This window comes from Pseudomonas sp. GM30, assembly GCF_000282275.2.
Lineage (GTDB): Bacteria > Pseudomonadota > Gammaproteobacteria > Pseudomonadales > Pseudomonadaceae > Aquipseudomonas.
Genome location: NZ_AKJP02000029.1, coordinates 181,860 through 202,861, shown reverse-complemented (window position 1 = coordinate 202,861; position 21,002 = coordinate 181,860). Strand labels below are relative to the sequence as shown.

22 protein-coding genes are annotated in these 21,002 nt (G+C 60.2%); 15 read left to right on the top strand and 7 right to left on the bottom strand.

All coding sequences use genetic code 11. The features are described from left to right. Window positions 1–67: 67 nt before the first annotated feature. The 4 genes from uvrD to PMI25_RS22600 all read left to right on the top strand — a co-directional run bounded on the left by uvrD (window position 68) and on the right by PMI25_RS22600 (window position 4,433). Window positions 68–2,251, top strand: coding sequence for a DNA helicase II (gene uvrD, locus PMI25_RS22615; RefSeq protein WP_003229685.1), 2,184 nt, complete (start codon window positions 68–70; stop codon window positions 2,249–2,251). 144 nt (window positions 2,252–2,395) lie between these two features. Next, window positions 2,396–2,836: an EamA family transporter gene (locus PMI25_RS22610; protein ID WP_007962238.1), complete on the top strand. Its 441-nt coding sequence runs from the start codon at window positions 2,396–2,398 to the stop codon at window positions 2,834–2,836. Window positions 2,837–3,012: 176 nt separating this feature from the next. Next, the gene (locus PMI25_RS22605) at window positions 3,013–3,888 is read left to right on the top strand and encodes a Tim44 domain-containing protein (RefSeq protein ID WP_007962237.1); all 876 of its coding nucleotides are present in this window, start codon (window positions 3,013–3,015) and stop codon (window positions 3,886–3,888) included. A gap of 137 nt (window positions 3,889–4,025) precedes the next feature. After that, window positions 4,026–4,433 carry an SMI1/KNR4 family protein gene (locus tag PMI25_RS22600; protein WP_024164487.1) on the top strand — a complete coding sequence of 136 codons (408 nt, stop codon included), beginning with the start codon at window positions 4,026–4,028 and terminating at the stop codon, window positions 4,431–4,433. A 21-nt stretch (window positions 4,434–4,454) separates the two neighbouring features. On the opposite strand, the gene PMI25_RS22595 is transcribed toward PMI25_RS22600, so the two are convergent. Continuing rightward, window positions 4,455–6,218: a cation:proton antiporter gene (locus PMI25_RS22595; protein ID WP_007960872.1), complete on the bottom strand. Its 1,764-nt coding sequence runs from the start codon at window positions 6,216–6,218 to the stop codon at window positions 4,455–4,457. Between the two features lie 282 nt (window positions 6,219–6,500). Here PMI25_RS22595 and PMI25_RS22590 point away from each other — a divergent pair, with 282 nt between their 5' ends. Next, complete coding sequence (locus tag PMI25_RS22590) at window positions 6,501–6,983, top strand: acyl-CoA thioesterase (RefSeq protein ID WP_003229693.1); 483 nt, start codon at window positions 6,501–6,503, stop codon at window positions 6,981–6,983. A 94-nt stretch (window positions 6,984–7,077) separates the two neighbouring features. On the opposite strand, the gene pdxY is transcribed toward PMI25_RS22590, so the two are convergent. Beyond that, window positions 7,078–7,950: a pyridoxal kinase PdxY gene (gene pdxY / locus PMI25_RS22585; RefSeq protein ID WP_007960870.1), complete on the bottom strand. Its 873-nt coding sequence runs from the start codon at window positions 7,948–7,950 to the stop codon at window positions 7,078–7,080. Between the two features lie 117 nt (window positions 7,951–8,067). Here pdxY and PMI25_RS22580 point away from each other — a divergent pair, with 117 nt between their 5' ends. Further along, window positions 8,068–8,481 carry a DUF3301 domain-containing protein gene (locus PMI25_RS22580; protein WP_007960869.1) on the top strand — a complete coding sequence of 138 codons (414 nt, stop codon included), beginning with the start codon at window positions 8,068–8,070 and terminating at the stop codon, window positions 8,479–8,481. A gap of 1 nt (window position 8,482) precedes the next feature. Here PMI25_RS22580 and PMI25_RS22575 read toward each other — a convergent pair whose 3' ends face one another. Then, window positions 8,483–9,454: a CobW family GTP-binding protein gene (locus PMI25_RS22575; RefSeq protein ID WP_007960868.1), complete on the bottom strand. Its 972-nt coding sequence runs from the start codon at window positions 9,452–9,454 to the stop codon at window positions 8,483–8,485. 28 nt (window positions 9,455–9,482) lie between these two features. On the opposite strand from PMI25_RS22575, the gene PMI25_RS22570 reads away from it, so the two are divergent. Further along, a complete protein-coding gene (locus tag PMI25_RS22570) occupies window positions 9,483–9,839 on the top strand; it encodes a hypothetical protein (RefSeq protein WP_007960867.1) in 357 nt (118 codons plus the stop codon). Between the two features lie 3 nt (window positions 9,840–9,842). On the opposite strand, the gene PMI25_RS22565 is transcribed toward PMI25_RS22570, so the two are convergent. Both PMI25_RS22565 and zigA read right to left on the bottom strand, forming a co-directional pair. Then, a complete protein-coding gene (locus PMI25_RS22565; RefSeq protein ID WP_007960866.1) occupies window positions 9,843–10,493 on the bottom strand; it encodes a DUF1826 domain-containing protein in 651 nt (216 codons plus the stop codon). Continuing rightward, a complete protein-coding gene (gene zigA / locus PMI25_RS22560) occupies window positions 10,493–11,698 on the bottom strand; it encodes a zinc metallochaperone GTPase ZigA (RefSeq protein WP_007960865.1) in 1,206 nt (401 codons plus the stop codon). Before zigA ends, PMI25_RS22565 begins: the two co-directional genes overlap by 1 nt. 234 nt (window positions 11,699–11,932) lie before the next feature. On the opposite strand from zigA, the gene PMI25_RS22555 reads away from it, so the two are divergent. Beyond that, on the top strand, window positions 11,933–12,310 hold the full coding sequence (locus PMI25_RS22555; RefSeq protein ID WP_007960863.1) for a hypothetical protein: 378 nt from the start codon (window positions 11,933–11,935) through the stop codon (window positions 12,308–12,310). Here the strand turns inward: PMI25_RS22555 and PMI25_RS22550 are convergent. Next, window positions 12,307–13,509: an N-acetylmuramoyl-L-alanine amidase gene (locus PMI25_RS22550; RefSeq protein ID WP_007960862.1), complete on the bottom strand. Its 1,203-nt coding sequence runs from the start codon at window positions 13,507–13,509 to the stop codon at window positions 12,307–12,309. The two genes, PMI25_RS22555 and PMI25_RS22550, sit on opposite strands and share 4 nt — an antisense overlap. A gap of 84 nt (window positions 13,510–13,593) precedes the next feature. Here PMI25_RS22550 and folE2 point away from each other — a divergent pair, with 84 nt between their 5' ends. From folE2 to PMI25_RS22520, 6 genes are read left to right on the top strand one after another with little or no spacing between them, the layout of a single operon-like run. Next, window positions 13,594–14,490, top strand: coding sequence for a GTP cyclohydrolase FolE2 (gene folE2 / locus PMI25_RS22545; protein ID WP_045122167.1), 897 nt, complete (start codon window positions 13,594–13,596; stop codon window positions 14,488–14,490). Next, window positions 14,487–15,155, top strand: a complete 669-nt coding sequence (locus PMI25_RS22540) for a metal ABC transporter ATP-binding protein (RefSeq protein ID WP_007960860.1) — start codon at window positions 14,487–14,489, stop codon at window positions 15,153–15,155. The genes folE2 and PMI25_RS22540 overlap by 4 nt, the downstream gene beginning before the upstream one ends. Then, window positions 15,155–16,021 carry a metal ABC transporter permease gene (locus tag PMI25_RS22535; RefSeq protein ID WP_007960859.1) on the top strand — a complete coding sequence of 289 codons (867 nt, stop codon included), beginning with the start codon at window positions 15,155–15,157 and terminating at the stop codon, window positions 16,019–16,021. The genes PMI25_RS22540 and PMI25_RS22535 overlap by 1 nt, the downstream gene beginning before the upstream one ends. An 11-nt stretch (window positions 16,022–16,032) precedes the next feature. Further along, window positions 16,033–16,908, top strand: coding sequence for a metal ABC transporter substrate-binding protein (locus PMI25_RS22530; RefSeq protein WP_007960857.1), 876 nt, complete (start codon window positions 16,033–16,035; stop codon window positions 16,906–16,908). Beyond that, window positions 16,905–17,465, top strand: a complete 561-nt coding sequence (locus PMI25_RS22525) for a gamma carbonic anhydrase family protein (protein ID WP_007960854.1) — start codon at window positions 16,905–16,907, stop codon at window positions 17,463–17,465. Before PMI25_RS22530 ends, PMI25_RS22525 begins: the two co-directional genes overlap by 4 nt. A gap of 3 nt (window positions 17,466–17,468) precedes the next feature. After that, on the top strand, window positions 17,469–18,800 hold the full coding sequence (locus tag PMI25_RS22520) for a dihydroorotase (protein ID WP_007960851.1): 1,332 nt from the start codon (window positions 17,469–17,471) through the stop codon (window positions 18,798–18,800). A 93-nt stretch (window positions 18,801–18,893) separates the two neighbouring features. On the opposite strand, the gene PMI25_RS22515 is transcribed toward PMI25_RS22520, so the two are convergent. Further along, a complete protein-coding gene (locus PMI25_RS22515) occupies window positions 18,894–19,412 on the bottom strand; it encodes a DUF3617 domain-containing protein (protein WP_007960849.1) in 519 nt (172 codons plus the stop codon). 131 nt (window positions 19,413–19,543) lie between these two features. On the opposite strand from PMI25_RS22515, the gene cls reads away from it, so the two are divergent. Beyond that, window positions 19,544–20,983: a cardiolipin synthase gene (cls, locus tag PMI25_RS22510; RefSeq protein WP_007960847.1), complete on the top strand. Its 1,440-nt coding sequence runs from the start codon at window positions 19,544–19,546 to the stop codon at window positions 20,981–20,983. Window positions 20,984–21,002: the final 19 nt, after the last annotated feature.

Genomic DNA, 21,002 nt, shown 5'->3' with positions numbered 1-21,002 from the left:
CGGCACTTTCATCGGCTAATGCAAAGCTCGGTTTGCCCGGGCCTGCGGCGCACCCTAGAATGCCCCGATGCGCGATGATCTCTCCCTTCTGCTGAACTCCCTCAACGATGCCCAACGCCAGGCCGTAGCAGCCCCCGTTGGCCGTCAGTTGGTCCTGGCCGGTGCCGGTTCCGGTAAAACCCGAGTGCTGGTGCACCGTATCGCCTGGTTGATCCAGGTCGAAAACGCCTCGCCCCACTCCATTCTGTCGGTGACCTTCACCAACAAGGCCGCTGCCGAGATGCGTCATCGCATCGAGCAGTTGCTGGGTATCAACCCGGCCGGCATGTGGGTCGGCACCTTCCACGGCCTGGCGCACCGCTTGCTGCGGGCGCACTGGCAGGAAGCCGGTTTGAGCCAGACGTTCCAGATTCTCGACAGCGACGACCAGCAGCGGCTGGTCAAGCGGGTGATCCGCGAGCTGGGGCTGGACGAACAACGCTGGCCAGCCCGTCAGGCCCAGTGGTTCATCAACGGGCAGAAAGACGAAGGTCTGCGCCCGCAACACATTCAGGCCAGCGGCGACTTGTACCTGGCGACCATGCGCGGCATTTACGAAGCTTACGAGGCGGCCTGCCAGCGCGCCGGCGTCATCGACTTCTCCGAACTGCTGCTGCGCGCCCTCGACCTGTGGCGCGATCACCCGGGCCTGCTGGCGCACTATCAGAAGCGCTTCCGGCACATTCTGGTGGACGAGTTCCAGGACACCAACGCCGTGCAGTACGCCTGGTTGCGTCTGCTGGGCAAGGGCGGCGACAGCCTGATGGTGGTCGGCGACGACGACCAGTCGATCTACGGCTGGCGCGGGGCGAAAATCGAGAATATTCATCAGTATTCCTCCGACTTCCCGGATTCGGTGACCATTCGTCTGGAGCAGAACTACCGCTCCACCGCCGGCATCCTCAAGGCGGCCAACGCCCTGATCGCCAACAACACCGGACGCCTCGGTAAAGAGCTGTGGACCGACGGCGGCGACGGCGAAGCAATCAACCTGTACGCCGCGTTCAACGAACACGACGAAGCACGCTACGTTGTCGAAACCATCGAAAGCGCGCTGAAAACCGGCCTGGCCCGCAGCGATATCGCAATTCTCTACCGCTCCAACGCCCAATCGCGCGTTCTCGAAGAAGCGTTGCTGCGCGAGCGCATTCCGTACCGTATCTATGGCGGCCAGCGCTTCTTCGAACGCGCGGAAATCAAGAACGCCATGGCCTACCTGCGCCTGCTCGAAGGCCGTGGCAACGATGCCGCGCTGGAGCGGGTGATCAACGTCCCGGCCCGTGGCATCGGCGAGAAAACCGTCGAAGCGATCCGCGACCATGCACGTCACAGCGATGTGTCGATGTGGGAAGCGATGCGCCAACTGGTTGCCAATAAAGGCCTGACCGGTCGTGCTGCGGGCGCCCTGGGTGCGTTTATCGAGCTGATCGAAAATCTCGCCGCCAAGTGCATGGAAATGCCGCTGCACTTGATGACGCAGACCGTCATCGAGCAATCGGGGCTGATCGCCTATCACGAAGCGGAAAAAGGCGAGAAAGGCCAGGCCCGGGTGGAAAACCTTGAGGAACTGGTCAGCGCCGCGCGCAACTTCGAGAACACCGAAGAAGACGAAGAGCTGACACCACTGGCGGCGTTCCTTGGCCACGCCTCGCTGGAGGCCGGAGACACCCAGGCCGACGAACACGAAGACAGCATTCAACTGATGACCCTGCACAGCGCCAAAGGCCTGGAATTCCCTTACGTGTTCCTGGTGGGCATGGAAGAAGGTCTGTTCCCGCACAAGATGAGCCTGGAAGAACCGGGCCGTCTTGAGGAAGAACGGCGGCTGGCCTACGTCGGCATCACCCGGGCCATGCAGAATCTGGTGATGACCTATGCTGAAACCCGGCGCCTGTACGGCAGCGAAACCTACAACAAGGTCTCGCGTTTCGTACGGGAAGTGCCGAAGGGTCTGATTCAGGAAGTGCGCCTGTCGAACAGCGTCAGCCGACCGTTCGGCGGCAATCAGTCGATGAGCGGCAGCAACCTGTTCAGCGGCAGCGAGATTCCGGAAACCGGCTTCAGCCTGGGTCAGGCGGTACGTCACTCGATCTTCGGCGACGGCGTGATCCTCAACTTCGAAGGCGCCGGCGCTCAGGCGCGGGTGCAGGTGAATTTCAGCGAAGGCAGCAAGTGGCTGATGCTGGGATACGCCAAGCTGGAAGCCATTTAACGCCTTGCTCGATTGCTTCTGTAGGAGTGAGCCTGCTCGCGATAGCGATTTATCGTTCAATATATTTATTGTCTGACACGCCCTCATCGCGAGCAGGCTCACTCCTACAAGGCTTTGTGTCGGCTCATCTTTAAGGATAGTTCCATGGGCTCAGGCTTTTTCTCTTCCTGGACATTCTGGGCCCTGCTCTCGGCGACGTTCGCCGCGCTGACGGCGATCTTCGCCAAAGTCGGCATCGAAAACGTCAATTCCGACTTCGCTACCCTGCTGCGCACCATCGTGGTACTGGTCAGCCTGGCCTTGATTTTGTACGCAACGGGCCAATATCAGTCACTGGGATCAATTTCCGCCAAGAGCTACCTGTTCCTGCTGTTGTCCGGTCTGGGTACCGGCGCATCGTGGCTGTGCTACTTCCGCGCGCTGAAAGTCGGCCCGGCTTCGCTGGTCGCGCCAGTGGACAAGCTCAGCGTAGTGCTGGTGGCGGTGCTCGGCGCGATCCTTCTGGGCGAGAAACTCGACCTGCGCCAATGGGGCGGCATCGGCCTGATCACCGCTGGTGTGGTGCTGCTGGCGTTGCGTCGATAAGCAAGTTTCTCGCTGAACCTATCCCATTTTCCTACAGACAAAAGTACATGGCCTTATTGCTTCGATGGAGCTGAACCTAACCTGTCAGGCAAAAGCCCGAAACACTCTCTCGCTAGCCAGTAACACTTCAGCTGTGCAACATGGCGCGCGTGTCTCCACAAACGGGAATTCCCTTTATGAAACGTTTTCTTAGCATCGCCATGGCGTTGTGCATCGGCCTGACGATGAGCCTCGACGCCAACGCCAAGCGCTTTGGTGGTGGCAAAAGCGCCGGCGCTGCGCCGACGCACCAGACCAGCCAGATGGCTCCTTCTTCTCCAGGCATGGGCGGCGCAGCAGCGACCGCGGGTGCTGCCGGCGCTGCCGGTGCCGCGGCCAAGGCCGGTGGCGCTTCGAAATGGCTCGGCCCTCTGGCCGGTATCGCCGCCGGTGGCCTGCTCGCCTCCATGTTCATGGGCGGCGGCTTCCAGGGCATGCAGATCTTCGACATCCTGATCATGGCCGTGATCGCGTTCGTGATCTTCCGCTTCATCGCTGCGCGTCGACGCAAGCAGCAGGAGCATCTGGCTCCGGCCGGCGCGCCGATGCAGCGTGAAGTGTTCGAGCAGAAGCCTGCCGCCATGGGTTCGATCTTCGGTGGTTCGGCCGCGCCGGTTGCCGCTCGTCCGGTGATCAACGCACCGGCGTGGTTCAACGAGCAGAACTTCCTTGCCGCTGCGCGCAGCCACTTCCAGTCGCTGCAGCAGCACTGGGACGCCAACGAAATGGACAAGATCGCCGAGTTCGTGACCCCGCAAATGCTCGACTTCCTCAAGCGTGAGCGTGCGGACCTGGGCGACGGCTTCCAGTCGACCTACATCGACAACCTGCAGGTACAGCTGGACGGCGTGGATGATCGTGCCGACAAGACCATCGCCACCCTGACCTTCAGCGGTGTGTCGAAGACCTCGCGTTTCGACCAGGGCGAAGTGTTCAGCGAAAGCTGGAACATGGAACGTCCACAGGGCGAAAACCAGCCTTGGCTGGTGGCCGGTATCCGCCAGAACGGCTGATCCCCTGCGCGTTACGCATGTGGTAATAAAAACCCCGGCCTCGGCCGGGGTTTTCTATTTCGCAGTTGCATCTATAGCGAGCTACTGTATAAACCGGCCCATATAAACCGCGCCATTCAAGCAAGAGGATCCCGGACGTGGAAGAAATCATCGAACAACTGCGCGAAGCCAACGAACCCGTACCGGTTCCCCTGGAGTTGCCCGACGAAGACCAATTGGTGGAGATCGAAGAAGAACTCTTCATCAACATCCCGTTCGTCTTCAAAGAGTTTCTGCTGACCGTCAGTGATGTGGTTTACGGCAGCCTCGAGCCGGTGACCGTCACCGACCCGCAATCACACACTTACCTGCCGGATGTCGCGGCCAACGCCTGGGACGCTGGGGTACCGCGGGACCTGATCCCGATCTGCCAGGACGGCGACAACTACTACTGCGTCGAAGAGGACGGCACCGTGGTGCTGTGGTCCGGCGAAGAAGAGCTGATCACCGAAGAGTCCTGGGAATCGGTGTGGCACTGGGCACGGGACGTCTGGCTGGAAAGCTGATCCGCCAGACGCCCGGGCCGGTCAGTGCCCCGACGATTCCTTGTGATTGTCGAGGGTTTCCAGCAGGGCCACCTGCATCCGCGTGTGTACGCGGATGAACCAGCGCCAGAGCAGCGCCGCCACGGCGGCCGCGACCACGGCGACCAGCACCAGCAACTTGTTGGTCGGCAGAATACTGGCCGACAAGGCTGCCAACAGCAGGAAAATCACCAGCAGCGAGAGGATCGGGATCACTTCGGAGATCACCCGCCGTACTCGCTGTGTGTGCCGCCCGGCCATTTCCGGCTTCACACCCATCTCCGCCAGCAGCATCGACAACGCCTTGAGCTTGCGATACGCCGCAATAAGGAACGGCAGCGACAGCAGCAGCGCCCCGCCCCAGATCAACGCCTTCTGCCAGCTCGGATCAGCGATCCAGTCCTGCATCCACACCGACAGCCGTCCGGCGAAAAACGCACCGCTGAAGAAAATCGCAATCACCAACGCCAGATTGACCCCGACCTGCAACAGGATCCGCCGGATCATCGCCGCCAGCATCGCGCCCTCGCCTTGCGGCTGAATGCTGCGCAGCCATTCGCCATACATGCCGAACACCCGGCCCAGACGCTTGGGCACCGCCGCCGAAAGCTTGATCGACAGCGGGTCAGCCGCACGGATCAGGTACGGCGTCAGCAGCGTGGTGATCACCGACACCGCCACCGCGACGGGATACAGGAAGTTGCTGGTGACCTGTAGCGTCATCCCGAGCGCGGCGATGATGAAGGAAAATTCGCCAATCTGTGACAGCCCCATCCCGACCCGCAGTGAGGTGCGTCCGTCATTGCCGGCGATAAAGGCACCGAGGCCGCAGGACAACATCTTGCCGAGCACCACCGCCACAGTGATCACCGCGATCGGCCAGGCGTATTGCAGCAGGATCATCGGATCGAGCATCAGGCCGATAGCGACGAAGAAGATTGCACTGAACAGATCGCGTACCGGCTCAATCAGGCGTTCGATCTTCAGCAACTGCCTCGACTCGGCCATGATCGCGCCGATCAGGAAGGCGCCGAGCACCATGCTGTATTCGAGCTTGACCACCAGCAGGCAGAAGCCGAAACATAGGCCGAGCACGGTGATCAGCAGCATCTCGTTGCTTTCGAATTTGGCGACATAAGCCAGCAGACGCGGCACCAGCAAAATGCCGACCACCAGCGCGACGATCATGAACAACGACAATTTGCCGACTGTGGAGAACACTTCGCCGGAGCTGACCGTGCCGCTGACGGCGATGCTCGACAGCAAGGCGATGATGCCGATGCCGAGGATGTCCTCGACGATCAGTACGCCGAAGATCAGCTGCGCGAAGCGCTCGTTTTTCATCTTCAGGTCGTTGAGCGCCTTGACGATGATGGTGGTCGAGGAGATTGCCAGAATCGCGCCGAGGAACAGCGAGTCCATGGTGTTCCAGTCGAACCAGCGGCCGATTTCGTAGCCGATCCAGATCATCAGGACGATTTCGAGGAACGCCGCGATAAACGCCGTGGCACCGACCTTGAACAACTTGCGCAGGCTGAATTCCAGACCGAGGCAGAACATCAGGAAGATCACCCCCAGTTCGGCGAGGGTCTTGATGGTTTCTTCGTCGTGGATCAGGCCGAACGGCGGGGTGTGCGGGCCGATGATGAAACCGGCGACGATGTAGCCGAGCACCACCGGCTGCTTGAAGCGGTGAAACAGCACGGTGACCACACCTGCGACCAACATGATCACTGCCAGGTCCTGAATAAAGCTGATGGCATGCATGGTGTGGGCTCCTTGTATGACGTGACCCGCGGTCAGACTTCAGAAAGCTCTGCGCGAGTTGGGTAAAAATCCGCTTTTCGTGTAGGAATTGCCCTTGGGCAGGGCCTTTTGCAGGTTAACACCGCGACTTCCGGCTGGAAGGCGGTGCAATATAAGGAAACAGATCGGTCGCGGCGTGACGGCAGCCAGTCGTCTGGCGTCCCGATAACGGTGCTTTTGAAAAAGCCACCAGGCACCCGCAGAGGTGCGTCCAGCCATCCAGCCTTGATCCGTGAGAACGTTATGGAACCCGGAAACGCCCAACTGTCGATGACGGTATTGATGACCCCCGACATGGCCAACTTCTCTGGCAATGTCCACGGCGGTACCCTGCTCAAATACCTCGACGAAGTGGCCTACGCCTGCGCGAGCCGCTATGCCGGCCGCTACGTGGTAACGCTGTCGGTGGATCAGGTGATTTTCCGCGAGCCGATCCATGTCGGCGAACTGGTGACCTTCCTCGCCTCGGTCAACTACACCGGCAACACCTCGATGGAAGTCGGCATCAAAGTGGTGACCGAGAACATCCGCGAGCGTTCGGTGCGCCACACCAACAGCTGCTTCTTCACCATGGTCGCGGTGGATGACCAGCGCAAACCGGCGGCCGTGCCGCCGCTGCAACCGCAGAACAGTGAAGACAAGCGTCGTTACATGCAGGCGCAGCAGCGTCGGCAAATTCGCCAGGAGCTGGAAAAGCGTTATCAGGAGATCAAGGGCGACGCCTAAAGCAAAAGATCGCAGCCTGCGGCAGCTCCTACAGAGGACTGATGTTCACCCTGTAGGAGCTGCCGCAGGCTGCGATCTTTTCGCTTTTAGCTGGTTACAGACTGATCGCCGTCGCCTCGAACTTCACCCGCGGATGCGCGATCCGGTCCTGCGCCCGCACCAGTTGCAGCTCATAACTGGCACACGCCTGGGTTTCCAGCAGCACCTCATGCACCGCCGCTGCGGTGAACTCAAACGCCGCCACCAGACTGTCACCGAGCAGCACCCGCGCCAGGAACAAACCGGAGGTCAGATCGCCGACACCCACCGGCTGACGCGGAAACGCCAACAACGGACGGCGCAGGTGCCAGCTTTCGTCAGCCGTCACCATCAACATCTCGAAACCATCCTCCGGTTTGCCCGGATAATCCAGATGCTTGACCAGCACCGCTTTCGGCCCACGCGCCAGCAGCGCCCGGGCCATCGCCAGGCAATCGAACAGCGACTGCGGCTTGCGCCCGGAGAAGCTGTCCAGCTCCAGCTGGTTCGGGCACATGATGTCCGCCACCGCCGCCGCTTCCTCCAGCAGGAAATCGCTGACTTCGGCCGGCACACTGCAGCCCTTCTCGGGATGCCCCATCACCGGATCACACAGGTACAGCGCCTTCGGATTGACCGACTTGATGCGCTCGACACCCCGCAGAATCGCCCGGCCCTGTGCCGCGCTGCCCAGATAACCGGAGAGCACCGCGTCGCAATTGCCCAGCTCACCGATGGCGGCGATGCCTTCGACCAGTTCGGGGATCTGATGCGGCGCCAGCACTTCTCCGGCCCACTGCCCGTACTGGGTGTGGTTGGAAAACTGCACGGTATTGAGCGGCCAGACATTCACCCCGACCCGCTGCATCGGAAACACGGCGGCGCTGTTGCCGGCGTGGCCGAAGACCACATGGGACTGGATGGCGAGCAGATGAGGCGTACGTTTCATTCGGGTTATTCCGTAAAACGATTGAAATTCAAGCCGCGCAGTATGCGACGAAACGCAGCCTGTACGACAGACCGGCGACGCAGTTAAGCTGCGCCTATCTTTTGGAGTTTCCTGTTGATGCTGACCCTCGAAAACATCTTCGTGCTGATGCTGTTCGCCGCTGCCGGCGCATGGCTATGGCACAACCACGGCTTGCGCGAGCGCGCGCTGGAGCGGGTCAAGCAGCACTGCATCAACATCGGCGTCGAACTGCTGGACGGTAACGTCGCGTTGAAGAAAATCGGTTTGATCAAAGATGCCAGCGGTCGGCGGCGTCTGGCCCGGGTCTACAATTTCGAGTTCACCGTGACCGGCGAAACCCGGCACAACGGCACCATCACCCAGTTTGGCGCGCACAGCGCTTCGATCGAACTGGCGCCCTACCCGGCTCCGTTCGACGACACGCCACCGGTGGTCGAGGTTACTCGTCCACGGGCGGAAGTGATCGAACTGAGCCAGTGGCGTCAGGAACACAACAAGTGGAAGCCTTGAGCTAACCCACCTGAATCCGGCATTGCGCCAGGCCTGACTGCAAATCAGCGACATTGTACGCATCGGCAAAAATCAGCTCGATACGCGAATCCCGGCGCCACTCACTGGGCTGCCACTCCAGCTCGGCGTTATCCAGAGCATTTGCCGAAACCCAACCCTGCTCGCTGTGGATGACCAGTTTCGCTCGCCGCCAGCCCAGCGCCTTCAACCACAGGCTCAGGCGTTGAGTATCGAACGTCTGCTCCGGGTGCCAGCGCCAGCCGATGCTCCAGCCACCCTCCTGCGCCTGACTCAGGCAGATCGGCAATGCCGGATCGCTCCAGAGCGCCGCAATCGCCCCCACACCCTGCGGCACGACGAGGTTATCCACACCTGCCACCGCTTGCGCAGCCGCGCCGGGCAACGCGTGCAAAGGCAGTTGCGCCTGCTGCGTCCAGATCAGTTTGACTGCCGGCAAACGCTCGGCGATGGTCTGCCGCACAGCCTCATCCAGACCTTCTGCCTTGTTCAGCAATAACAGACCAGCGCTGGCCAAGGCGTCCTGCTGAGCGGTCGGCAACGCTTTCCCGGCTGCCAGCGCCTGGGCATCCAGCACTAACACACAGGGCTGCAGCACCAGTACACCCAACCACGGCGCCTCGCCCAACTGCTTGAGCAACTGCGCTGGATGGCCCAGCCCGGACGGCTCGATGAACAACCGATCCGGCCGCGCCTTGCGCAGCAAACGGCCGAGGCCGATCTGAAACGGCGCGCCGTTGACGCAACACAAACAGCCTCCGGCAACTTCGCCCAGTGCGATACCATCGGCGTCGCGGGTCAGTAACGCGGCATCGAGGCCGATCTGACCGAACTCGTTGATCAGCACCGCCCAGCGCTCGCCTGTCGGCCGTTGGGCCATGAGCTGGCGAATCAGGCTGGTCTTGCCGGCGCCCAGAGGGCCGGCGATGACATGGGTAGGAATGTTCTGCAACATGGCTGGGCGTTTTCTGAGGGGATTGGATATGCGTTGGATGGGATGGTCGTTGCTGTTGATGCTGCTGTCGAGCGAAGCATGGGCCCAGGCTTGCGTGGTGCACAGCCAGGGTGAGCGGCTCGACGTCAAGGTCTGCCAGCAGAACCGCAGCATTCCCGAGAAACTGTTCAGCGACGGTTTCTGCCAGCCGACGCTGGCCGGGCAGAAAGTCGAGGTGCAGTACGTCGATCAATGCCCGAGCGGCGCGTTCGGCGTATGCAGCAACGCGCAAGTCGCCAATATGCCCTATCGCCAGGATATCCACTATTACGGTGTCGCCTCCGACGCGGCCTATCTGAAGCCATATTGCGAAGGCCAGAGTCAGGGTCAGTGGCTCAAGCCGTAAGCTTCAGCCGAGCCAGTCGAGGGTCAGCAGCAACCTTCGCTCACCCGGCGCCGGTTGCGGGGAGCGATGAATCAGCCCAAAACCTTCGTTGCCGTGCCACTTCTCGCCTTTCAATAGCGCCACATCACCACGCTTGAGTTGCTGGATTTGGCTCATGCCGTGTGGCTCGGCGTTGGCCTGGCCCAACTGCTCGCGATCCATCACGCCCTCTTTGAGCCATTGGCTGCCAATCCCGGCATAGGTGGTGATCAAGCGCACCGGCACATGATCGACATGGAAGCGTGGGCACATGGCCTTGTCCAACACCCGCAGGCGCAGGCCGATACGCCGTGCCCCCAAAAGACAGGCGAAGGCACTCACCAGCCATTGCAGGTCAGCGATGAAGCCTTCGTAGCCTTGCAGATCACGGAATCCGGCGGCCAATCCTTGCAGATCAGGGTCGGCGTCCTCATTCGGCAATTCGATGCACAGCGCTTCTGCCAAAGGCTCGTTGAGCGACAGCAGCAACTCTGCGAAATAGGCGATGTGCAGCGGCAGTTGACGCTGCCAGACCGCGAGATTGACGTCGTCTTCGAGGATCCGCGTCAGCGTTTTCGGCGTCGTCCCCTGATGCTGATGGCACGCCCGGTTTTGCTGCAGTTTGAGCGCAAGCATCAGGCGGCCTCTTCGTGCCAAGGGCCGAACGGGTCAGGCAGCATGCGCCAACCTTCTACACCAACAGCCATCTCTTCGTCCGTGAGCAGGCAGGCCTCAAGTTCCGACCTGAGCTTTACGAAATTCATGTTCTGGCCTATGAAAACCAGCTCCTGACGGCAATCTCCGACATTGCGCGTCCAGTTTTCCATGATCGCTGCGGTACTTTCCTGATCCTGCGGCCATTGGCTTTTCGGTACGAAACGCCACCAGCGCCCGGCAAAACCATGACGCATCAGACCGCCGGCCTGCGACCAACTGCCTGCGTCGGTGGGTTTGCTGGCGAGCCAGAAATAGCCCTTGGAGCGCAGCAGTTTGCCGTTGGTCCACGGACGATCGATGAAGTTGAAGAAGCGCTGCGGATGAAACGGGCGACGTGCGCGGTAGGCCATCGAGGCGATACCGTATTCCATGGTTTCCGGCACGTGCTCACCGCGCAATTCCTGTAACCAGCCTGGGGCCTGAGCGGCTTTCTCGAAATCGAAACGCCCGGTGTTGAGGATCTTCTCCAGCGGCACTTCGCCCATCACCATCGGGATGATCTCCGCCTGGGCGTTGAGGCGCTTGAGGATGGCCATCAGCTCTTCGCGCTCCTGACGACTGATGAGGTCGATCTTGCTGATCAGCAGTACATCGGCGAACTCGATTTGTTCGATCAGCAGATCAGTGATTGAGCGTTCATCTTCATCACCCAAGGTCTCGCCTCGGGAAGCCAGACTCTCGGCGGCCTGGTAGTCGAGGAGGAAATTTACACCGTCGACTACCGTCACCATGGTGTCGAGCCGCGCGACATCGCCGAGGCTCCGGCCCTGCTCGTCACGAAAGGTGAACGTTTCGGCGACCGGTAGCGGCTCGGAAATACCGGTAGATTCGATGAGCAAGTAATCGAATCGTCCTTCGCGGGCAAGCTTGCCGACTTCCTCGAGCAGGTCCTCGCGTAACGTACAGCAGATACAACCGTCGCTCATCTCAACCAGTTTTTCTTCCGCACGATTCAGGCTGACATCGCGCTGGACTTCGCTGCCATCAATATTGATCTCGCTCATATCGTTAACGATGACCGCAACACGCAAGCCTTCTCGATTACGTAGTACGTAATTCAAAAGCGTACTTTTTCCGGCGCCGAGAAATCCCGATAAAACGGTCACGGGAAGCGGGGATGACATTGGATAATCCTCATCATGTGGTGGCCGATGTGCGTTTTGGCCTGTCTTGGCGTAGCGCACCGCGTTCTAGAGCTTCAAAACAGCGATATGGCAGAAGCAGACGCTTGAAATCGACGAGCTCAGGCCTAATTCAATTTAATGTTATAGTATAACAACACCAATAAGCCAGACCCGCTCTTGCCGAAACTGATAAAGCGCTGGAAGCTGCACGCAATCTGCCCATCGGGAACCGCGATGAAAACTGCTTTGAAATGCTCGCTACTGAGTCTCGCGCTGCTGTCCGGGGCCAACGCATGGGGGCAAATTCCCGCGCTCGCCAACTGCACACGCAGCGCCAATCTGCTGGCCTGCATCGATGCGCAGGGCAATGCCTACAGCGTGCACACGGTGGGCACCACGATTTATCTGCGAGGATTTGAAAAGGAAGGCAAACGCTACTGGGCGCAGACCAACAGTCGCTTCGGCCAGCTAACGTTCTTCACCGGGATCGCCTCTGACGGCGAAGCCTGGGTCGGCTACACCCGTCGCGTCGGCTGGACGACGATCAATCGATTTTCCAGCTCTGGCGGCAGTAGCGCCAAGTTCACCTGCAGCCGGATCACCGGCTGCTAAACCTGCGATTTTTGCTGCTCCTGCTGCCAGGCGATGTAGCTATCTGCTGGCGGATTCTTCTGGAAGTAACGCTGCAATCCTTCAAACAGACCATCAGCCACAGCTCGCTGATGTCGTGGCGTGACCAGGCGCTGACTGTCACGGGCGTTGGAAATGAAGCCGGTTTCCACCAGAATCGATGGCACATCTGGCGACTTCAAGACGGCAAATCCTGCCTGTTCCACGCGCTTCTGATGCAGCGTGGTAATACCCGCCAGACTGCGGAGAACGGTGCTGCCGAGTTGCAGGCTCGCGGCGATGGTGGCGCTCATCGACATATCGAGGATCACGCCCGCGAGCATCGGATCCTTGTCTTTGAGATTGAGCAGGCTGGTCGCACCAAGCAGGTCCGCGCCGTTCTCCCGTTGTGCCATGAAGCGTGCAGTCGCTGACGTCGCCCCACCTTCGGACAGGCAATATACCGACGCTCCCGATGCCGTCAGGCGCGGTGCCGCATCGGCGTGCACCGAGATAAACATGTCGGCCTTGTGCTGACGGGCGATGTCCACACGCTTGCGGAGCGGCACGAAGAAGTCGTCATTGCGCACCAGTTTGACGTCGAAGCCTTTCTCCTTTTTCAGGCGTTTGGCGAGCAGCTGGGCGATGGCAAGAACCACATCCTTTTCTCGCTCACCCTTGGCGCCAACCGCACCTGGGTCTTTACCACCGTGCCCGGGATCAACGACAACGATGATGTCGCGCTTGGGGTGAGCCGGATTAGAAGGTGTTTCACGTGGAACCATTGTCGGATTCGATGCCTGTTTGGCGCTCACCAGATCAAGCACCAAACGGTGTCCTTGACCATCTTGGGGCGCCAAAAGGAAGCTGTTCAATAGCACCGGATGGTTCAGATCGAGAACGATCCGTGTATCACTCTGGCCAAGATGCCCTGATCGAATCGAACGAATCGCAGTATCGGCAAGCTTCAATTGACTGAAATCGTCGCTCAAGCTCGCCCCGGAAAGGTCGATGATCAAACGTTCTGGAGCACTCAGCGAAAAGGTTTTGTAGCGCAGCGGGCCGCTGAGGTCGAAGACCAATCTCAGCTTGTCATCCGAACGCCATAGGCGCGCATTGCGAATTTGCGTAGCCGAAACAGTGAAGGGAAAAGCCAAGGCCGTGCTGGCCAGAAGTAGATTGAGCAGATGACGTCTGTGCATATGAAAGCCTGTTCATGAAAAAGGCATCGTGATTTGAATTGTTATAATGTAACATCTAATTCAATCAACACGATGGTCCCGAACATGAATTCGCTGACACTTCCGGATATTGCTACTCAAGCCGCTCGTCAGGCATTACCGCTTGATTGGGTGGGAATGTGCGGCATTGCTCTGCCTGTTTTATTGCAAGGTCAACGTCTGGGCGCAAAAGCTGATGCAGGCGTGAGTCTCGATGATGGCGAGGCGCGCGGTATTCACATGTCGCGGCTGTATCTCGCACTGGCGGCACTTGAGCGGCAGGACCTATCTCCCTCCCTGTTACGCCAGGTTCTCGAGGATTTTCTGGCCAGCCATGATGGTTTATCCAACGGCGCCTACCTGAAAATCCACTGCGAAGTGCTGCTGAAAAGGCCTGCGTTAGTCAGCCCTCTAGCCGGCTGGAAGAGCTACCCAGTGAGCATTTCTGCGAGCCTGAAAAACAAAGTGTTCCACGTGGAACTGAAAATTGAGGTGCCCTACTCCTCAACTTGCCCCTGCTCAGCAGCTTTGGCGCGGCAGTTGATTCAGCAGCAATTCATCGATGACTTCGCCAACAAGCCACTGCACCATGCCGAAGTTTTGACCTGGCTTGGATCAAGCCAAGGCATTGTCGCCACCCCGCACAGCCAACGCAGCACCGCGCATCTGCACATGCATCTCGACGAGTTCATCGACGAGCTTCCCCTGAGTGTGATCATCAATGACGCCGAAGCGGCGCTCGGCACCGCCGTGCAAACCGCCGTGAAACGTGCCGACGAGCAAGCCTTCGCGTTGGCCAATGGGCAGAACCTGATGTTCTGCGAAGACGCCGCGCGACGACTCAATCTGGCACTGCGTCGCTCCCCCGGCGTCAGTGGATTCCACCTGCGAGTGATCCACGCCGAAAGCCTGCACGCCCACGACGCGGTCGCCGAAAGCCATTGGCACCGAGAACTCGCATGATCCGTTGCCACACCCTGAGTTGGGGCGCACCCGGCCAACCACTGGCTTCACCACTGACCCTCTCGCTAGAACACGGCAGCCTGAGCGCCATCATCGGCGCCAACGGCTGCGGTAAAAGCAGCCTGCTGAAAGTCATCGCCGGATTGCAGAAGCCGTTATCGGGAAAGGTCGCACTGGGTGTTCCACGTCAGGGCGGTTTGGCGTTCCTGCCGCAACAGCAACACCTCGACCGACAGTTCCCCATCAGCCTCGAAGAACTGGTGGCTGCAGGTTTCTGGAGCCGTCGACTGTCGACGCAATTGCGCGCAAAACGACTCGTCAACGCTCTGGAAAACTGGCACTTGAGCGGACTGGAAAAGCGTCCGCTTATGGCTCTTTCCGGTGGCGAGTTGCAGCGCGCCCTGCTCGCCCGCTTGAGTCTGACCGACGCCCCATTACTGCTCCTCGACGAGCCCCACGCTGCACTCGATGAACTGGGCCAGAAATTGCTCTGGCAACACATCCACGCTTGGCACTCCGAAGGACGGACACTACTGATGATCGGCCATGACCTAGCCGCCGTCCGCCAACACATCCCGCAGACACTGCTGATCAAAAATCGCGAATGCCTGTTCGGACCCAGTGCCGAACTGATCCAGCAGACGCCCAATATGCAGGTGGCCTGATGCTCACCGTCGCCCACCTCTGGCAGCCGTTCAGCGAGTTCGTGTTCATGCGCCGAGCGCTGCTCGGCGGACTGGTATTGGCCTGTAGCACAGCGCCGCTCGGTGTGTTCCTGATCCTGCGGCGCATGAGCCTGATCGGTGACGCCGTCGCCCACGGCATCCTTCCCGGCGCGGCATTGGGTTTCTGGTTCGCCGGTCTGAGTCTCCCCGCGTTGACCTTCGGTGGTCTGGGTGCAGGCCTGGGCATGGCCGGGCTAGCCGCCTGGATCACCCGCCGCACAGGCCTGCGCGAAGACGCCAGCCTCGCCGCGATCTATCCGATCTCGCTGGCCCGTGGCGTGCTGATTCTCGGCATCGCCGGCAAGCGCCTCGACCTCCTGCACTTGCTGTTCGGCTCGGCACTCGCCGTCGATGGCCCGACCCTCACCGGCATGTTGTGGGTCTCGGGACTGAGCCTAGCCGCCATGGCCCTGATCTACAAACCGCTGCTGCTCGACACCCTCGACCCGTTGTTCCTACAAACCGTCAGCCGGCTCGGCCCGCTCGCCCACGGTGTGTTCCTGACATTGGTGGTACTGAATCTGGTGATCGGTTTCCAGGCCATCGGCGCCTTGATGGTGGTCGGCCTGATGATGCTGCCCGCCGCCGCGTCGCGGTTCTGGAGTCGTCGCCTGCCTGCCCTGATTGCGATCTCGGCGCTTATCGGCTGCCTGTCGGTGTGGTGCGGATTGTTGATCTCGTTCTACTACTCGCTGCCCAGTGGTCCGGCCATCGTGCTGGTCGCGGGTATCGGTTATCTGCTGTCCGTGGTGTTCGGACCGGTGCAAGGCTTGCTGCGCCGCCCGCCTTTGTTCACATCCCAATGAGGTGTTTCCCGATGCGCGCTCTACTCGTGTTGTTCGGCCTGCTGCTGTCGATGTCGCTATCGGCGGCGGAAAAATTGCCGGTGGTCACCAGCTTCAGCATCCTCGCCGACATGGTTCACCAGGTGGGCGGCGAGCATATCCAGATCACCAACATGGTCGGCCCGGATGCCGACGCGCACACCTATGAACCGACACCGGACGATGCCAAAGCGCTGCTCAAAGCCAAACTGATCATCAAGAACGGCCTCGGTTTCGAACCATGGCTTGATCGTCTGGTGACCAGCACCGAGACAAAAGCCACGGTCGTCAGTGCCAGCCGTGGTGTGATTCCTCGATCGCTGGATGAGGATGGCGAGACCGTGCCCGACCCGCACGCCTGGCACAATCTGGCCAACACCGAGCTGTACATCGCCAACATCACCAAGGCACTGATCGCTGCCGATCCGGCGAACAAAGCCGACTACCAACGCAACAGTCAGACCTACCTGAAACAGATCTACGCCCTGCTCGCCGAAGCCAAGGCCAAGCTCGGTTCACTGCCGCCGGGCAATCGCAAGATTGTCACCAGCCACGATGCTTTCGGTTATCTCGGCCAGGCCTACGGCATCGACTTCATGGCGCCGCAAGGTCTGTCCACCGAGCGCGAACCTTCCGCTGCCGAAGTCGCTGCGCTGATCACGCAGATCCGTCAGGCCAAGGTCAAAGCGGTGTTCATGGAAAACATCAAAGACGCGCGCCTGCTCAAGCAGATTGCCGACGAGAGCGGCGCGCACATCGGTGGCACGCTGTACTCCGATGCCCTCGCCGCCAGTGGCCCGGCCAGCACCTTTGCCGGATTGTTCGAATACAACCTCAACACCCTTTACGACGCGCTGAGCCAACCATGATTCGCAAAAACCCTTCCGGCGATCTGCCGCACATTGCCGAGTCGGCCTACGTCGATAAAACCGCGATCATCTGCGGCAAGGTGGTCATTGGCGAGAACGTCTTCGTCGGTCCCTACGCGGTGATCCGTGCTGACGAAGTAGACGCTTCGGGCACGATGGAGCCGATCACCATCGGCGCCAATTCGAATATTCAGGATGGCGTGGTAATCCACTCCAAATCCGGCGCCGCCGTGACCATCGGCGAATTCACCTCGATCGCTCACCGCTCGATCGTGCATGGGCCATGCCTAGTCGGCGACCGGGTGTTCATCGGTTTCAACAGTGTGCTGTTCAATTGCGCAGTCGGTGATGGCTGCGTGGTTCGACACAACTCGGTAGTCGACGGCCGAGATTTGCCGGACGCGTTTTACGTGCCTTCCACCACCCGCATCGGCCCCAACACCGACCTCTCTCAGTTCCCGCCGGTGAGTGTCAGCGCCTCGGAGTTTTCCGAAGATGTGGCGCGCACCAACGTCGATCTGGTGCGCGGCTACAAAGCCTTGCAGAACGAGTTCTGAACCATGAGCAGTGTGCTGATTCGCAATGCCAGACTGGTCAACGAAGGACGCGAGTACGATGGCGATCTGCTGGTCAGTCATGGCCGCATCGTCAAGATTGCGCGCAGCATCGAGGGTGAAAATGCCCGCGTGGAAATCGACGCCCAAGGTCAATGGCTGTTGCCGGGGATGATTGATGACCAGGTGCATTTTCGCGAACCGGGGGCGCCGGCCAAGGGCAGTATTCATAGCGAGTCGCGCGCTGCGGTGGCGGGCGGCATCACCAGTTTCATGGACATGCCCAACACCCGACCGGCCACCCTCACCCTCGAAGCGTTGGCGGATAAAAAGCGTCGGGCGGCGATCAATTCGGTGGCTAACTACGGCTTTCACTTCGGCGTGAGCCAGGACAACCTCGACACCGTCGCCGCGCTCAACCCCTGCGAAGTGGCCGGGGTCAAAGTGTTCATGGGCGCATCCACCGGCAACATGTTGGTGGATGACCCGAAAACTCTCGAGCGTCTGTTCGCCGAAGTGCCGACGATCCTGCTGGCGCATTGCGAACACACACCGAGCATCGAGGCCAATGCAGCACGTCTGCGCGAACGCCTCGGCGACCACCTGCCGACGAATATCCATGCATTGATCCGCGATGCCGAGGCTTGCTATCGCTCTTCGTCGCTGGCCGTGGAACTGGCGAGAAAGTACGGCACCCGCCTGCACGTGCTGCACCTGACCACTGCCCGTGAGCTCGAGTTGTTCGAGGACAGGCCGCTCACGCAAAAGCACATCACTGCTGAAGTCTGCCTGCATCATCTGCTGTTCGATGAGCGCGACTATCCAGCACTTGGCAACCTGATCAAATGCAACCCGGCGATCAAGACCCGAACCGACCGTGACGCCTTGCGCGCGGCGTTACTGAGCAATCGACTGGACGTCATCGGCAGCGATCACGCACCGCATACCTGGGCAGAAAAACAGCGCCCGTATGCCGAAGCGCCTGCCGGTTTGCCGCTGGTGCAGCACGCCTTGCCGGCGCTGTTGGAATTGGTGGCCGATGGCGTGCTGCCAATCACCACGCTGGTGTCGAAAACCAGTCACCGGGTGGCGGACCTGTTTGCGATTCCGGATCGGGGTTATTTGCGCGAAGGGTATTGGGCGGATCTGGTGCTGGTCGAGCCAGCGGCTCTGGAAGTGTCGCGACAACCGATCCTGTCGCAGTGCGGCTGGACGCCGTTTGCTGACAAGACTTTCCGCTATCGGGTGAATACCACGCTGGTGTCGGGGCAGATTGCCTGGCGGGAGCAGCGTATCAACGAAGGATGTCAGGGGTTGCCGTTGCGGTTTATGCGCTGAATGATCCGGTGTCTGACAGGACGTCTTCGCGGGCAAGCCCGCTCCCACAGGGACAGCACAATTCCTGTGGGAGCGGGCTTGCTCGCGAAGCTTTTAAGCTCTCGGCTTCACAGTGCCGCAATCCTGACCCAACCACACCGCGCGGGTTTCCAGGCTGCCCTTCTGATTAATGCCAATGGCATTGAATGTACCGTTGGCCACGGTGGTGAACTCACGATCACTGAGGAACGTCGCGACACCGGTGCCTTGCGCTTTCGGGCAACTGAAGCGGAATTTCCACTGGTTGCCGGTGCGCTCGGTGATCTGCTGTTTGCAGCCCGATTGCGGATCGGCCAGCGGAATGTCGTTAGTCGCCACTTGCTGCGGCGTCAGGCAGGCACGAATGCCCTTGCCGCCGATGTTGATCCCGTTCTTCTCCAGCGCCGCGCGCTGTTGCGGGGTCATCTGGCCTTGCAACTGGCCAAGGATCGATTGCACATCCATGGGTTGGTCATCGACCTTGACGTTGCTCGAGGTCATTTCCCATAGCCCCGGCTGCAGCATTTGCGCCTGCGCAACCAGCGGCATTGCCAAACCCAGGCCCAGCGCCAAACCCAGCAGACGAACGTTCATCGAAAAACTCCTGATCAGTAGTGGCCGTTAGACGTCGGCCGGTTGCTTCGGTTCATGCACCAATTAAATAGCGACATTCGCCTCGGAACATGGTCTGTTACGCATTGAGTCTTCAGGAGCAAGGCTGCCCCATGGATTATTTTGGACCGCACATTTTCGGTTATCTGATCGCCCTGATACATAGCCTCGGCTTGATCGCCGCCATCCACGCGGTGCTGACCGTACGCACCGCCCAAGGCTCGATCGCCTGGGCATTGTCGCTTATTTTCATTCCCTACCTGACGCTCATCCCTTATCTGGTGTTCGGCCGCAGCACCTTCGACGGCTACATCAAGGCACGCCGTCAGGCCAACGAACAGATGCGTCAGGCGATCTCCGAGTTGAACTGGCGTCCGTGGGTCGAAGAAGCCCTCACCGCCCGCGCCTCGAAGGCCTACGCCTCGCTGCGCGCCATGCCCAAACTGGGACGTATGCCATGCCTGGCAAACAACGAAGTACAGCTGCTGGTGAATGGAAACGCGACCTTCGAGGCGATTTTCCGTGCCATCGATCAAGCGCGCGAAGCCGTACTGGTGCAGTTTTTCATCATTCATGACGACCGCCTCGGGCAGCGCCTGCGCGACCTGTTGCTGAAAAAAGCCGCCGAAGGCGTGGCGATCCATCTGCTGTACGACCGGATCGGCAGCCACGCCCTGCCCCACAGCTACGTGCAGGCGTTGCGCGACGGCGGTGTCGAGGTCAAAGCCTTCGCCACACGCAGCGGCTGGCTCAATCGCTTCCAGGTGAATTTCCGCAACCACCGCAAAATCGTCGTGGTCGATGGCGTGCTCGGCTTTGTCGGTGGACACAACGTCGGCGATGAGTACATGGGCGAGAAGCCGCCGCTGGCGCCCTGGCGCGATACCCACGTGCAAGTGCGCGGGCCGGTGGTGGCCTGCATGCAGGAGTCGTTTGCCGAGGACTGGTTCTGGGCTGCACGGACGTTGCCGCCGCTGATCCTGCCGGACGTTTACCCGGATGACGGCGTGCTCTGCCAGTTGCTGGCAAGCGGCCCGGCCGACGCTTACGAAACCTGTTCGCTGTTCTTCGTCGAAGCGATCCACGCAGCGACCGAGCGCGTGTGGATCACCAGCCCGTACTTCATTCCCGATGAAGCCGTATTCGCCGCGTTGCGTCTGGCGGTGCTGCGCGGCGTCGACGTGCGCCTGCTGCTGCCCTCACGCCCCGATCACCGCATCGTCTACGCTGCTTCCAGCCTGTATGCCTTCGAAGCGGTGCGCGCCGGCGTGCGCGTGTTCCGCTACGAACCGGGTTTCCTACATCAGAAAGTGGTGTTGATCGACAGCGAAATCAGCGCCATCGGTAGCGCCAATCTGGATAACCGTTCGTTCCGGCTGAATTTCGAAGTGATGTTGCTGACCGTCGACAGCGACTTCGCCGCTCACGTGGAACAGATGCTCAACGAAGACTTCGAGCAGGCTTATGAAGTCGCCAAAGAAGAAAGCCGGGAGATCCACCGCCTGCAACAGCTCGGCATGCGGATCGCCCGGCTTATTTCACCGATTCTTTGACCGGCCGCTCGCTCGAATG